This window comes from Deltaproteobacteria bacterium (assembly GCA_016933965.1).
GTDB lineage: Bacteria > Desulfobacterota > Syntrophia > Syntrophales > UBA2210 > JAFGTS01.
On sequence record JAFGTS010000028.1, the window covers coordinates 1 to 13,522 of the forward strand.

A 13,522-nucleotide genomic window follows, 5' to 3' on the forward strand; every position below is an offset into this window, starting at 1 on the left:
CTGGCGGAGGGAGCAGGATTCGAACCCGCGAACCTTTCGGTTAACGGTTTTCAAGACCGCCGCCTTCGACCACTCGGCCATCCCTCCTTGCATATTAATATGTCGTTCGTTCCCGCACCCTTTTCGTTCCTGCCGTGCCGGGAGCGGTAAGTTTACTCAGGGGGTCCTATTCTGTCAACCCCATTCATATAGGGCACCAGGACGGGCGGTATGGTCACGCTGCCGTCCGCCTGCTGATAGTTTTCCAGGATCGCCACGACGGTCCTTCCCACGGCAAGGCCCGAACCGTTCAGCGTATGAACGTACTCGACCCGGGAGGTCTCTTCCCTCCTGAACCGGATCGAGGCCCGGCGCGCCTGAAAGTCCTCGAAATTGCTGCACGAGGAGATCTCCCGGTAGGCATCCTGCCCCGGCATCCAGGCTTCCACGTCATAGGTCTTCGCCGACGAGAACCCGAGGTCCCCCGTGCAGAGACTTACCGTCCGGAAGGGTATGCCGAGTCTCCTTAATACTTCCTCGGCATTGTCCGTCAGTGATTCCAGCTCGTCATATGAGGTCTCCGGCCGGGTGAACTTCACCATTTCCACCTTGTTGAACTGGTGCTGCCGTATCAGTCCCCGCGTGTCCTTGCCGTATGACCCCGCCTCGGCTCTGAAACAGGGTGTATAGGATACGTAATAGATCGGAAGGACCGCCTCATCCAGTATCTCATCGCGATGTATGTTCGTCACCGGCACCTCGGCCGTCGGGATCAGGTAATAATCTGTTCCCCACACCTTGAACAGGTCTTCCTCGAATTTCGGCAACTGCCCCGTTCCGGTCATGCTGTCGCTGTTCACCATGAAGGGGGGCAGCACTTCGGTATACCCGTGCGCGCCCACATGCAGGTCGAGCATGAAATTTATGAGCGCCCGTTCGAGTGACGCCCCGGCAGCCATGTACAGGGTGAACCGTGCGCCGGTTATCTTGGCGCCGCGGGCAAAATCGAGGATCCGCAGGTCTTCACCGATATCCCAGTGGGCCTTCGGCTCGAAATCAAAGACCGGTTTCTCGCCCCAGGTCCTGATCACGGGATTATCGTCCTCCCCTGCCCCACGCACGACGGTCTCATGGGGGATATTGGGGATCGTCATGACGATCTCGTTCAGGTTCGCCTCGGTCTCCTTCAGTGTTTCATCGAGCTCCTTGATGCGTGCCGAAACGTCGCTCATCCGGCTGATCAGTTCCGAAGCGTCCTCCTTGTTCTTCTTCAGGACACCGATCTCTTTCGAAACCGTGTTGCGTTCGTTCCTGAGCGATTCCACCTCGCGCAGAACATCGCGGCGCTTCTGCTCCAGGGACTGGAACCCGTCAAGGTCCACATCCTGTCCCCGGGCGTTCATACTGGTCCTTACCAGCTCGAGATTTTCCCGCACAAACTTGATGTCCAGCATGATCGATTTCCCCGTTCTACGCCGTTTTTAAGGCTCTCCTCACTAACATTTTGAGGATTCCAAGTCAATACCAATTGAAGGAGCAGCATCAGGACCGGCGAAGTTTTCTTTTCAAGGTCTCGACAACGACGGTGATCTCCCTGCTCCCGAGCAGATAGGAGGAAAGTACGAAGACGATCATTCCGGTCACGATGGCGGTGACGAGGACGGCAAGCCGATCGACCGTCGCGGCGGTCGAGTCCCAGTTCATCCACCGGCAGACGACGGCGATAACGATTCCCATGAGAATGGATGAAGCGATCACCTTTCCCAGGGACCGGAAGAACTCCCCATCCAGGAAGGGACCGATCTTCCGTCTCAGAAGCGTTGCCAGGAGCAGAATGTTCACCGACGAGGCGATGGCGGTGGCCAGGGCAAGCCCCCCATGTTTGAGGGGAAACATGAGGATGACGCTCATCGCCGCGTTCACCACAAGGGCCACAACGGCGACCCGTACCGGTGTCTTTGAATCCTGCAGGGCATAGAAGGCGGAAACGACCACCCTGATGCCCGAGAAGGCCCAGAGCCCCAGCGCGTAATAGAACAGCGCCTGGGCCGTCAGGACCATCGACGAAAGGTCAAAGGCGCCACGCTGAAAGAGGACGGAAATAATGGGTTCGCGAAGCACGATCAGCGCCGCCATGGAGGGAACGGTCACGAAGAGTATCAGCCGCAGGGAAAAGGATATGGTCTTTTTCAGGTCTTCATAGTCACCCCGTGAAACCTGCTCCGAGAAGCTCGGCAGCGACGCCGTCCCGACGGCGATACCGAATATGCCGAGCGGAAGCTGAACGACCCGGTCTGCGTAATAAAGGTATGACACGCTTCCGCCGGGCAGGAATGACGCGAGCAACGTGCTGATGAATATGTTGATCTGGTAAACGGCGGCGCCGAAGACGGCGGGGAGCATCAGGCGCCCTATCTTTTTCAGTCCCGGATGATCGAAGTGAAAGTCCGGTTTCAGGAACACACCCTTTCGGGCGAGCACGGGCAACTGCATGGCAAGCTGGAGGACGCCCCCCGCAATGACGCCCACCGCCAGGGCGATGATGGGCTCTTCGAAAAAGTCTCTCAGCAGCAGCGCGGCGGCGATCATGGAGATGTTCAGGGCGACGGGCGCCAGCGCCGGTGCGGCGAAATGGCGGAACGAATTCAGGATGCCCATGCAGAAGGCCACCAGGGATATGAAGAAGATGTAGGGAAACATGAGACGGTTGAGGAATATCGTCAGCTCGTACTTGGCCGGATCCTCGGAAAATCCCGGCGCGATCACCGACACGATGAAGGGAGAGAAAATGATGCCCAGCACCGTGACGGCCGCGAGGACCAGCGAGAGGACCGTGAATGTGACGTTTGCCAGCTCGAGGGCGTCCCGCTTTGATCTCTTATCAAGATATTCGGTAAAGACAGGTACAAAGGCAATCGTGAGCGAGCCTTCAGCCAGGAGGCTTCTCAGAAGATTGGGTATGCGGAAGGCCACGAAGAACGCGTCGGTGGCAAGCCCGGCACCGAAAAAGGCGGCTACCACCATATCGCGGAGAAAGCCGAATATCCTGCTGAGGAGCGTGGAGAAACCGACGACACCCGCTGCCTTGACAACACGTTTTCTTTCCGATTCCCTGTTTGCCTTCGGATGTTCCATAGAGATCGGCTGTACGCCTTATCCTCGGAAAAGTGCGGCTTCAATATCCGCCCTGGTCGCTCCCGACACGATGATCTGTTTGTTCTTCGACCGGTGGCCTGAAAGGATGGCGATATCAGATTTCCGTACCCCGAGAATTTCCGACAGGAAACGGATGCATTCTTCGTTCGCCTTTCCCTCGACGGGCGGTGCCGTGATCTTCAGCTTCAGCGCGTCACCCTGCATGCCGGCGCATTCCGTCCGCGACGACCGGGGCACGACGCGTACACTGATAACGACACCCTTGTCCGTTTCCCTGCACATCACACAACCTTCCTCGGCACCGGCGCGAACCGTCTTCTCCCGTGCCCGAACCGTTCCGTCCCGCCTGTATCGTCACTGGAGCGTGACGGACAGTTGCATCAACGTCCGCACCAGGAAGTTCTGGAGGAATATTATTACGAGAATGACAATTACGGGAGATATGTCGATCCCCATACCGCCGAGCGGTGGGAATATCCTGCGGATATAATACCGGACGTAGTAGAGGACAGGTTCCGTGATACGATAGAGAAACTGAACGATCTGGTTATAGGGATCGGGATTCACCCACGATATCAAGGCCCTGATGACGATGATCCACATGTAGAGGGTCAGAACGAGGTCGATGATCCGTGCAAGGGCCTGCAGAAAGTTTCCTATGACAAACATGTCCTTTTCTCCATCGAATGATAATTCATGGGTTTAAGTAATGACTGATTCGTCAAAAGTCAAGGAATATCCCGACGAAAGAGGACCGCGTCGTTTCCTGACGGCATCGAATGGATTGCCTTTTCCCGCCGCCGAATGTATAATCCCTCATCTTCCAAGGGAGGCTCAACGGTGCTGGAAAAGAAAAAGATCGCCCTTCTGGGGGGCGGGAACATGGGTGAGGCCGTCATCAGCGGTCTCCTCTCGGCCAGTCTGTCACTACCGGAGAACATCGTCGTTTCCGAACCCCGGGAAGACCGCCGGCGGTTTCTGGAACAGACCTACGGTGTAACGACCGGGAACACGAACGCCGACGTGGTGAAGGGGCGGGATATCATTCTCCTGACGGTGAAACCACAGGATATGGGCACGGTCCTGCGGGAGATATCGCCGCACGTTACCGCCGCGTCGCTGGTCATATCCGTTGCCGCGGGCATTCCATTGCGTTTCATCGAAGAGCACCTGCAGCAGAACATCCCCGTCATCAGGGTCATGCCCAATATGCCCGCCCTGATCGGCGCCGGCGCAGCGGCCCTTGCCGTGGGAACCCATGCATCCGAAAAGAACCTTGCCGTGGCGGGACAGATATTCGATTCCCTGGGTGTCACCGTCGTCGTTGATGAAACCATGCTCGATACCGTCACGGGATTGAGCGGGAGCGGCCCCGCCTATGCCTTCAAGATGATCGAGGCACTGGTGGACGCCGGCGTGAAATTGGGCCTGCCTCATGATATCGCGACCCTGCTCACGGCACAGACCATCCTCGGTGCCGCACGGCTCTGCCTTGAAAGCGGGAAGAGCCCTGCCCAGTTGACGGACCTGATAACCTCACCCGGGGGGACCACCATCGCCGGCCTAGCAGTCCTGGAAAAAGGTGATTTCCGTTCCACGGTCATGGGCGCCGTTGAAGCGGCCGCGGCCCGCTCCCGGGAACTGGGAAAGGTCTCCCCGTAAGTAAGGTCTCTGGACGACGAGAAAGGCGAAGGGCTTTCTTAAATTTTTCAAAGGTATGAAAATATTGTCATTCCCGCGAATGCGGGAATCCATTTTTTTCAGGAACTTTAACAACCATCTGGATTCCGGATATCCGCTGACGCGGATTCCGGAATGACAAAAAGTATGCTGGTTCCGGAATGACAAAAAGTATGCTGGTTTTGGAATGACAAAAAGATATGGATTCGGGAACGACAAATGATGTGCGGTCGCATATCACGAGTAACGATTTTGAAAGAGAGGTATCCATGACGAAAAAGGTCCTTGTCCCGATAGCAGATGGAACCGAAGAGGTCGAAGCCGTTTCCCTCATCGACGTGTTGCGGCGGGCCGGCGCCGAGGTGACGGTGGCTTCCGTTGACGCCCAGCAGATATCATCGTCGCGCGATGTCCGGATCGTTGCCGACTGTCTTCTGAAAGACTGTGCTGATGGGATATTCGACCTTATCGCCCTGCCGGGAGGGTTACCGGGTGCCGAGCACCTCCGCGATTCTAAGGAACTCACGCGCCTGTTGAAAGAACAGAAAGAGAGCGGCCGTCTCTACGGGGCCATCTGCGCCTCCCCTGCCGTTGTGCTGAAACATCATGGGCTTCTGGGAACGAAGCAGGCCACGGCCCATCCCTACTTCTCCGATGAACTGGACAACAGGGAACGTATCGACATGCCCGTGGTGGTCGACGGGAACTGCATCACCAGCCGGGGCGTGGGAACGGCCCTGCTCTTCGCGCTGAAACTGGTTGAGCTCCTGTATGAAAAGGAAAAGGCCGGCGAGATCGCCGGCCAACTGGTCATGCAGGATTATTGAAAGGATATGATCATCAGTCTATGATTTGAAAAGATCATAAAGGATGCTGACGATATTCTTTTTCCCTTTTTCTCCCGCTTCAGAATGAGCGTTCTCGGGTTCCTGACGGGGGCCTTCCTCCGGTGCGGCACGTTCCTCCTGTGCCGCCGGCTCTTCATGGCTCTCCGTGGCCCCTTCCTTCTTGACAGCCTGGCCTGCTCCTCCCGATCGCCGGCGTCGCGGTCGGGGACGCTTGCGTTTCCGCGCGGGCTCAACAGGCGCGGCCTTTTTACCCGGTTCCGGTCTCACCGTTTCGATCTCAGCCAGTTCAATGCCTTCCACCAGTTCGATCTCCGGTTCCGGCCCCTTCTCCACCACTTCGATGTCCGAATCACCCCAGATCATGTCGGAACAACCTGAAATATAGATCGACACGTCGTAGAGGCTTTCCAGCTTGCTCAATTCGCTTCGCTTCTGGTTGAGCAGATAATCGCTGACCTCATGGGGAAGGGTTATTTTGATCGCCGTGGAATTTCGTTCCACCGCCCGCGATTTTATTCTCCGGAAGGTGCTGAGGGCCGTATACTCGATGGAGGGCCGCATGCCGCTCCCCTTGCAGTGGGGACACATGCTGTAACTGATCTCCTGGATGGTCGACTGTTTCTTCTGCCGGGACAGTTCGAGAATGCCGAACCGCGATATCTTCGAAAGCTGGATCCGTGCCCTGTCGAGAGCAAGGGCGTTCTTGAAGGTCTTTTCCACCTCGGCGTTATGCTTTCGTTCCTTCATGTCTATGAAATCAATGACGATCAGCCCTCCCAGGTCGCGCAGCCTGAGCTGTCTCGCGATCTCCACGGCCGCCTCGATATTGGCCTGATACGCCGTTTCCTCCACGTCCCGCCGCTTTGACGCGCGTCCTGAATTGACATCGATGGTCGTCATCGCCTCGGTGGGGCTGATGATGATATAACCGCCGGATCTCAGCTCTACCCGCTGCTGGTAGATGGCGCTGATCTGGTCCTCGATCCGGTACTTGTCGAATATCGGTATCTCGTCCCGGTACAGTTTGATCATCCGCAGGCTTCGGGGTGACACGGCCCGGCAGTATTCCCGCATCTTCTTATAGGTATTGGCGTGGTCCACAAGTATCTCACCGATATCAGTGGTATAGTAATCCCTGAAGGCGCGGATGCCGAAATCACTTTCCTCGTACACCAGGGTCGGCGCCGCCGTTTTTTCGGCCTTCTTTTTGATGTCCTTCCAGAGCCGCAGGAGCATCTGATAATCCCGCATCAGTTCCTGTTTGGTCCGGTTCATCCCCGCCGTCCGCAGGATATACCCCATCCCGTCCTTCTCACCGATCTGTTCCATCAGGTCCTTCAGTTTCTTCCTGTCGGACTCCTCGGCTATCTTTCGGGATATGCCGACGGTCTTTCTGTTCGGCATGAGGACGATGTACCGGCCGGGAAGGGATATGTAGGTCGTCAGCATGGCGCCCTTCGTTCCCCGCTCTTCCCGCAGGACCTTCACAAGCAAATGCTGGCCCACGGCAAGCCGCCCCTTTTCACCGTTGAGATATTCGGAACTGACGTCGTTCAGAGGCAGAAAACCGTTCTTCTTGCCCCCGTAATCTATGAAGGCGGCCCGCAGACCCGGTTCGACCTTCTGGACGACACCTTTGTAAATGTTCCCGATGATGGGGTTTTTTGCCGACATCCGGATGTTGAACTCGACCAGTTTGCCCTCTTCCACGATGGCCATCCGGCTTTCTTCTTCATCAATCGCATTTAAAAGCATTTTTTTTGTCATATACAACACCTGTTCACTGAAAGGCGCTCAGATCACCTTTTCCCGCCCTGATTATCTCCGGCGTGTCATCGATGAGACTCACGACACTTGACAGATCTGATCCCACGAAACCCCCGTCAATGACGACATCGATCTGATGGCGGTAGAACCGTTCCATCTCTTCGGGGTCCGTCATGATCGTCCCATCGGGGCTTTTGACGGTGGTACTGATGATCGGATGACCGAATTCCCTCACCAGTGTCTGGCAGATAGTATTGTCGGGAACCCTGATTCCGACATATTTCCGCTTCGGCAGCAGCACCTTTGGAACGGTCCTTGACGCCCCGAGGATGAACGTATAGGGACCGGGCAGAAGATGCCTCATGATCTTGTAGGCATAGTTCGTTACGACTGCGTAATTGCTGATATCACTGAGATCGGCACAGACAAAACTGAACGGCTGCGTCGCGTTTCTTTTCTTTATTTCGTATATCTTTTCGATACCACGTTTGTTGAAAAGGTCGCAGCCGATACCATAGGTGGTGTCGGTGGGATATATAATGATCCCCCCTTCATGCAATATGTCCACCGCCTTTCGAACCAATCGCATCTGGGGGTTTTCATTGTTTATCGTAAACAGCATCGACTCGCTCTAATCCTGCCCTGTAACTGCCTGATTGCATCCTCCCGTGCGCGTAATAATCGCGCCGCACCATATCCGCATTTCAGTAACCTGTCAATCATTTTTCCTGTCCCGGCAGGCGATCTGAAACATGCTATTTCTTCGATATTCTTATGTATTCCAAAACCGCAGCCGGTGAAACGTACCGCAACGGGAAGGTTATGTCCTTGCACCCTCATCTTCGTCGATCTGCCATGCCTCCAGTTCTCGCCGCGCGTAATCGAGGTATATTTTTTCTTTTATAAAGAGATCGAAAAGGTCCTTGTCGAGGTGATTGTCCTTCACCATGAATCCGAGGATCTTGATGGCGCCCGAGACGGTGTTGCCCTTGCGATAGGGACGGTCGGCGGCGGTCAGCGCTTCAAATATGTCGGCAATGGCCATTATCCGGGCCTGAATGGGAATTTCCTTGTCCTTCAAGCCGTGCGGATACCCGCTGCCGTCGAGGCATTCGTGATGGGCCGATGCGTAGATGGGCACATTTTTCAGCTTTTTCGGGAAAGGCAGCTGCGAAAGTATCTCATGGGTGAGATCGGCGTGACTGTTGATCGTCTTCCGCTCCGCTTCCGTCAGCGTGCCACGCCTGATGCAGAGGTTCTCCACCTCCTCATCGGAGATGAGGTGCTGTTCCGAATCCTGATAGGTCCAGGTCATATTTGCAATTTCCCGGATCTTTTCGATCTTGTCGTCGGACATGAATTCCGACCCGATGTTCGACTCCTCAAGAAACGCAATGTCTTCCTGCAACTTTTCGATCTCGTTTTCGAATTCTCCCGCCTCCGTATCACCGCCGGTGGGGTTCGCCGGAAGGGGGTGACTCTTGAGGTAGGCTATCTCACGGTCCCGTTTTATCACTTCAAAACGGGTCTTCAGAATCTCGATCCGGTCGCAGAGGGCCTCGAGTTTGGTCGATTTATCCATTACATACTCCGGAATCGCGATCTTCCCCACATCATGAAGCCATGCCGCGATCCGCAGTTCGTTCAGCTCGTCATTGTTCAGATGGACATCTTTCAGCGGCCCTTCATTACATTCGTTTATCTTGCGTGCCAGGCTCATGGTGAGATCAACGACCCGGCGCCCGTGATTTCCCGTATAGGGGGATTTTTCGTCGATCGCCGTGGCAACGGTTTTGATAAAGGATTCAAAAAGGTTCTCAAGGTCGGCGATGAGCCGGTTGTTGGTCAGCGCGATCGCCGCCTGGGACGCCAGTGATTCCGTCAGTTTCTCGCTGTCCCGTGAAAAGGAAATGACGGATTCGTTCGTTCCGTCACGGGCGTTCAATAACTGGAGGACCCCGATGATATCGCTCTCATGGTTCCGCATGGGAACGACCAGCATGGACCGCGAGCGATACCCCGTGGTGGAATCGAATTTCCGTGTCCCCTCGAAATCGAAGTGTTCCGCGTAGTACACATCGGCGATGTTGATGATTTGACCCGTCAGCGCCGCGTGGGAGGATACGTTGGCGTGATTGGGAACTCCTTCTCTGTCATGCAGCGGAACCGGAAGCCAAGTGATGGCTTCCGCCGAACCGCCCATCCGGATATTGAGGGAATCGTTCTGAACGATGGCGAAGTTCAGAAATCTTTCATCGTCGTCAACGATATAGAGAGTGCCTCCGTCGGCGTTGGTGAACCGTCGTGCCTCGTCGACTATCGTTTCCAGGAGCCGGTTGATGTTCCGTTCCGCCGAGAGAGAACTGCCGATCTGTGTCAACCGCCTGATCGCCTCGAGCTGACTTTCCGTAAAGTCCTTTACGGATGATACAACGGTATTCAAAAGACGGTTGATATCTTCATTATCGGTGAAGGAGAGAAACTCAGGGTCTTTTCTGTCGACCATATTCACCATACCCCCCCATGTGTTGATCGTATCCTGAGACCTTTGAACCGAAGTCATGACCGACCGGCTCATTTCTGGAAGAATACTATAAATTTATCATATATACAAACAGAAGAATCACCGGGGCACGGAGGCGGCATTCGATAAATTGCGTTGACAACTGCCTTTATTTCAGAGAGGGTAGCTTCAGTCTCAAAAAGAGGAACCCTTCATGAAGACCATAGCCATACTGCCTGGAGACGGAATAGGACCGGAAGTGATGCATGAAGCGGTCAAGGTGCTTGAAGCGGTCGGAGATACATTCGCCCTCGATCTTGCTTATGTGCACGCCGACGTGGGCGGATGCGCGATCGACCGCCACGGTGAAGCGCTGCCGCCGTCAACACTCTCGATCTGTGAAGCAAGCGACGCCGTCCTTTTCGGTTCCGTCGGGGGACCGGCGTGGGAATCGCTGCCGCCGCATTTACAGCCGGAACGTGCCGCCCTCCTTCCCCTGAGAAAGCATTTCAATCTCTTCTGCAATCTTCGGCCCGCCCGCGTATTCAGATCTCTTGCCGCCGCCAGTCCTCTGAGGGCGGATATTGTGGGAAACGGTTTTGATATTCTCTGCGTGCGGGAACTGACGGGAGGAATATATTTCGGGGAACCGAGGGGAAGAGAAGGGAGCGGACCGGATGAACGGGCGTTCGATACCAAGGTGTACCGGCGGTATGAAATAGAGCGGATCGCCCGGATGGCCTTCGACCTGGCACGAACAAGAAAGAAGAAGGTAACATCCGTCGACAAGGCGAACGTAATGACCTCCATGGTCCTCTGGCGTGAAGTCGTGACGGAGACGGCCCGTGAATATCCGGACGTGTCGCTGCAGCACCTGTACATAGACAACGCGGTGATGCAGCTCATCAGGGAACCCCGCCGCTTCGACGTGGTTCTGTCCGGAAACATGTTCGGGGATATCATATCCGATGAATGCGCCATGCTGACGGGGTCACTGGGACTCCTGCCATCGGCGAGCATCAACGAAACCGGCTTCGGGCTCTACGAACCGGCGGGTGGCTCGGCCCCCGATATCGCGGGCCGGGGGATCGCCAATCCCGTCGCGCAGATCCTGTCGGCGGCGATGCTTCTCAGGTACAGCCTCAATTGTGCTGAAGCGGCCGACGCGATGATCGGCGCCGTGGAACGCACCATCGATGCGGGCATTCTGACCGCCGATATCGCCGCCGATACGACGCACGCGGTCAGTACCTCCCGAATGGGTGACGCCATCGTTGAACAGATCCTGGAAGCGCCCTGAGTGGTTCCGCGGCCCGTTCCATGCAAACCCCTGCCCGGCCGTTTCACTCAGCGCCGGCGGACCCTGTCGGCGCCTCGGGATATGCCGGGGGAAGCGCAAAGGCACGCTCTTCGATAACCGACATGGTTTTCCACTTCCCGCCGCGGAACCGGCAGTAAAAGGCAATTCCCAGGGTGATCACATACGCCGTCGCGCACACCCACAATTCATATATTCCCAGTGAAAACCAGGCAAGCGCCGCGTAGCTCGGAAGGATCATGACGAATAAGGACAGGACGGCAACGATGAGCATGACGAACCGGGTGTCGCCGGCACCCTTGACGGCCGACGCAAAAACTATGTTCATCGTATCGAACAGCGAATAGATGGCGACGAACCGCAGAAGCACGATCGTATGAGCACGGATCTCGGAAAAGTACGCCGGGTCCGAACCGGCGGCGAAGGGTTCGATGAACAGGCCCGGCAGGAACAGGTATGCCGCCGCGATGGTCACCATATAGAGGATGGTCACATGGAAGGCAGAATAGGCGGTCCGTTCCGCCAGGCGCGGGTCCCGCTCGCCCACCCGCCGTCCCACAAGAACGGAGGTGGCGATACCGATGCCGATCATGGGCATGAAGGCGAGCGTATTGATATTGAAGGCAATATTGCTGGCGGCGAGGGCCACTGTCCCGAGTCGCCCCACAAAGAGAATGAAGACCGTGAATCCCGCTATTTCCAGGAAGAACTGAACACCGCTGGGAAAGCCGAACCGGCACAGCCGTGTGAAGAGCGACACATCGAACCGCCAGCCGCCGAGCGTGTTGAACGGCACCGCGTATCGCCGGCGTGCAAGGATGACCCCGTACATGACCACGGTAAAGATGAAAGAACAGACCGTGGCGATACCCGCCCCGGCGATTCCCAGTTCGGGAAATCCCCCACGGCCGAAGATCAGAAGCCAGTCGAGGAGAAGGTTCACCGCCGTGGCGGCGATGTTCACCCACATGACGGGACGGGTCTTCCCGAGGCCTGAGAAAAATCCCGCCATGGCCGACGACGCGATGACCGGTATCGCTCCGTAACACATGATAACGAAATAGATCTCTTCGCAGGACCGGATCTCCGGGGCATGACCCACGAACCGGAAAATGGGGCCCGCCAGGGGGATCAAAAGCATCTGCAGCGCGCCGCCTCCCAGGGCGATATAGATCCCCTGCCAGAGCGAAGGACCGCAGCGGTCGAACCGGTTGGCGCCGTAATACTGCGCCACGAACGTTCCCGCATAACTGGCGGTCCCTATGAAGATGCAGGCTATCGTAAAGCTCAGCATTCCCGCCGGCATGGCGGCGGCGATGGCCGCGGGCGAATACCAGGTGAGAAACATGCGGTCCACGAAATGCTGCACGGACCACATGCCGGTACTGATCACCAGGGGCAGTGATACGGCCAGGACCTCACGATAACCACCGTCTCCATGCCATCGTCGTTTCAGCCGCAGGGAAGCTTTCAGCTCGATCATAACAGCTCACCGGCACCGTTCCGGCCGGTCGAACAAAGTATAATACCCTTTGATGCACCTATGATTTTTGATATAATCATTATCAAACAACTCAGGGAGGAAGTCATGCCGACATACGAATATCAGTGCAGCGACTGCAAAAAGAATTTCACCCTGATCCAGAGCATTTCGGAACACGAAAAGAAGAAGGCCTCCTGCCCCCGCTGCAAGAGCAAAAAAGTGAAGCAGCTTGTCTCCGTTTTCAACGCGAAAACAAGCCGCAAGAGTTGACGGGGCTCAGTTCCTTTTCTTCTTTTTCACATACGGGACAAGGCCCCCGGCCCTGATCAATTCCTCCATGAAGGAAGGAATGGGTTTTGCGTGGAATATCTTTCCATCGCTTTTCCTTTGGATTTCACCAGTTTCCGCGTCAACGACGATCTCTTCACCATCCAGCAGCGCATCGGCAGCTTCTTTCGACTCCAGGAGGGGCAGGCCGATGTTGAAAGCGTTCCGGTAAAAGATCCTGGCGTAACTCTCGGCGATAATGATCCCGATGCCGGCCGCCTTGATCGCGATGGGCGCGTGTTCGCGGGAGGAACCGCAACCGAAGTTCCTTCCAGCCACAAGGATATCGTCCCGGTTCACGCCACCGGCAAAGTCAGGACGGTGATCAGCGAAGCAGTTCCCGGCCAGCGCCCGTGATTCCGACACGTTCAGATACCGGGCCGGGATAATGAGGTCCGTATCGATATCGTTCCCGAACTTCCATACCTTACCTGACTTCTTCATGAACCTCTTCACCCTTT

Annotated in this window: 13 protein-coding genes and 1 tRNA gene; 4 read left to right on the forward strand and 10 right to left on the reverse strand. The window is 56.1% G+C overall.

Annotation, left to right across the window (positions count from 1 at the left end):
- Position 1 precedes the first annotated feature (1 nt).
- The 5 genes from JXO48_06585 to JXO48_06605 form a co-directional block, all read right to left on the reverse strand.
- Positions 2 to 87, reverse strand: a tRNA-Ser gene (locus JXO48_06585).
- Between the two features lie 65 nt (positions 88 to 152).
- Positions 153 to 1,433: a serine--tRNA ligase gene (gene serS / locus JXO48_06590; protein ID MBN2283540.1), complete on the reverse strand. Its 1,281-nt coding sequence runs from the start codon at positions 1,431 to 1,433 to the stop codon at positions 153 to 155.
- A gap of 88 nt (positions 1,434 to 1,521) precedes the next feature.
- Complete coding sequence (gene murJ, locus JXO48_06595; GenBank protein ID MBN2283541.1) at positions 1,522 to 3,114, reverse strand: murein biosynthesis integral membrane protein MurJ; 1,593 nt, start codon at positions 3,112 to 3,114, stop codon at positions 1,522 to 1,524.
- Positions 3,115 to 3,132: 18 nt separating this feature from the next.
- On the reverse strand, positions 3,133 to 3,417 hold the full coding sequence (locus JXO48_06600; protein MBN2283542.1) for a YggU family protein: 285 nt from the start codon (positions 3,415 to 3,417) through the stop codon (positions 3,133 to 3,135).
- A gap of 72 nt (positions 3,418 to 3,489) precedes the next feature.
- The gene (locus JXO48_06605) at positions 3,490 to 3,804 is read right to left on the reverse strand and encodes a YggT family protein (protein ID MBN2283543.1); all 315 of its coding nucleotides are present in this window, start codon (positions 3,802 to 3,804) and stop codon (positions 3,490 to 3,492) included.
- A 171-nt stretch (positions 3,805 to 3,975) separates the two neighbouring features.
- Between JXO48_06605 and proC the strand changes: the two genes are divergently transcribed.
- On the forward strand, positions 3,976 to 4,797 hold the full coding sequence (gene proC / locus JXO48_06610; GenBank protein MBN2283544.1) for a pyrroline-5-carboxylate reductase: 822 nt from the start codon (positions 3,976 to 3,978) through the stop codon (positions 4,795 to 4,797).
- Positions 4,798 to 5,084: 287 nt separating this feature from the next.
- On the forward strand, positions 5,085 to 5,642 hold the full coding sequence (locus JXO48_06615) for a DJ-1/PfpI family protein (GenBank protein MBN2283545.1): 558 nt from the start codon (positions 5,085 to 5,087) through the stop codon (positions 5,640 to 5,642).
- A gap of 18 nt (positions 5,643 to 5,660) precedes the next feature.
- On the opposite strand, the gene JXO48_06620 is transcribed toward JXO48_06615, so the two are convergent.
- From JXO48_06620 to JXO48_06630, 3 genes are all read right to left on the reverse strand, one after another.
- A complete protein-coding gene (locus JXO48_06620; protein MBN2283546.1) occupies positions 5,661 to 7,430 on the reverse strand; it encodes an Rne/Rng family ribonuclease in 1,770 nt (589 codons plus the stop codon).
- 13 nt (positions 7,431 to 7,443) lie between these two features.
- Complete coding sequence (locus tag JXO48_06625) at positions 7,444 to 8,052, reverse strand: threonylcarbamoyl-AMP synthase (protein ID MBN2283547.1); 609 nt, start codon at positions 8,050 to 8,052, stop codon at positions 7,444 to 7,446.
- A 198-nt stretch (positions 8,053 to 8,250) separates the two neighbouring features.
- Positions 8,251 to 9,936 carry a GAF domain-containing protein gene (locus JXO48_06630; GenBank protein ID MBN2283548.1) on the reverse strand — a complete coding sequence of 562 codons (1,686 nt, stop codon included), beginning with the start codon at positions 9,934 to 9,936 and terminating at the stop codon, positions 8,251 to 8,253.
- Positions 9,937 to 10,147: 211 nt separating this feature from the next.
- On the opposite strand from JXO48_06630, the gene leuB reads away from it, so the two are divergent.
- Entirely contained in the window at positions 10,148 to 11,233 is a 1,086-nt protein-coding gene (gene leuB, locus JXO48_06635) for a 3-isopropylmalate dehydrogenase (protein ID MBN2283549.1), read from the forward strand.
- A gap of 43 nt (positions 11,234 to 11,276) precedes the next feature.
- On the opposite strand, the gene JXO48_06640 is transcribed toward leuB, so the two are convergent.
- A complete protein-coding gene (locus JXO48_06640) occupies positions 11,277 to 12,734 on the reverse strand; it encodes an MATE family efflux transporter (GenBank protein MBN2283550.1) in 1,458 nt (485 codons plus the stop codon).
- 105 nt (positions 12,735 to 12,839) lie between these two features.
- Here JXO48_06640 and JXO48_06645 point away from each other — a divergent pair, with 105 nt between their 5' ends.
- Positions 12,840 to 13,004 (forward strand): zinc ribbon domain-containing protein, encoded by a 165-nt coding sequence (locus JXO48_06645; protein ID MBN2283551.1) that lies wholly within the window; start codon positions 12,840 to 12,842, stop codon positions 13,002 to 13,004.
- Between the two features lie 6 nt (positions 13,005 to 13,010).
- Here the strand turns inward: JXO48_06645 and leuD are convergent, their stop codons facing one another.
- Positions 13,011 to 13,505, reverse strand: coding sequence for a 3-isopropylmalate dehydratase small subunit (leuD, locus tag JXO48_06650; protein ID MBN2283552.1), 495 nt, complete (start codon positions 13,503 to 13,505; stop codon positions 13,011 to 13,013).
- Positions 13,506 to 13,522: the final 17 nt, after the last annotated feature.

What these genes read in the sequence shown, in the direction of transcription:
- serS (MBN2283540.1), bottom strand. Translation starts at nt 1,433, where the DNA reads ATGCTGGACATCAAGTTTGTGCGGGAAAATCTCGAGCTGGTAAGGACC.
- murJ (MBN2283541.1), bottom strand. Translation starts at nt 3,114, where the DNA reads ATGGAACATCCGAAGGCAAACAGGGAATCGGAAAGAAAACGTGTTGTC.
- JXO48_06600 (MBN2283542.1), bottom strand. Translation starts at nt 3,417, where the DNA reads ATGTGCAGGGAAACGGACAAGGGTGTCGTTATCAGTGTACGCGTCGTG.
- JXO48_06605 (MBN2283543.1), bottom strand. Translation starts at nt 3,804, where the DNA reads ATGTTTGTCATAGGAAACTTTCTGCAGGCCCTTGCACGGATCATCGAC.
- JXO48_06615 (MBN2283545.1), top strand. Translation starts at nt 5,085, where the DNA reads ATGACGAAAAAGGTCCTTGTCCCGATAGCAGATGGAACCGAAGAGGTC.
- JXO48_06620 (MBN2283546.1), bottom strand. Translation starts at nt 7,430, where the DNA reads ATGACAAAAAAAATGCTTTTAAATGCGATTGATGAAGAAGAAAGCCGG.
- JXO48_06625 (MBN2283547.1), bottom strand. Translation starts at nt 8,052, where the DNA reads ATGCTGTTTACGATAAACAATGAAAACCCCCAGATGCGATTGGTTCGA.
- JXO48_06630 (MBN2283548.1), bottom strand. Translation starts at nt 9,936, where the DNA reads ATGGTCGACAGAAAAGACCCTGAGTTTCTCTCCTTCACCGATAATGAA.
- leuB (MBN2283549.1), top strand. Translation starts at nt 10,148, where the DNA reads ATGAAGACCATAGCCATACTGCCTGGAGACGGAATAGGACCGGAAGTG.
- JXO48_06640 (MBN2283550.1), bottom strand. Translation starts at nt 12,734, where the DNA reads ATGATCGAGCTGAAAGCTTCCCTGCGGCTGAAACGACGATGGCATGGA.
- JXO48_06645 (MBN2283551.1), top strand. Translation starts at nt 12,840, where the DNA reads ATGCCGACATACGAATATCAGTGCAGCGACTGCAAAAAGAATTTCACC.
- leuD (MBN2283552.1), bottom strand. Translation starts at nt 13,505, where the DNA reads ATGAAGAAGTCAGGTAAGGTATGGAAGTTCGGGAACGATATCGATACG.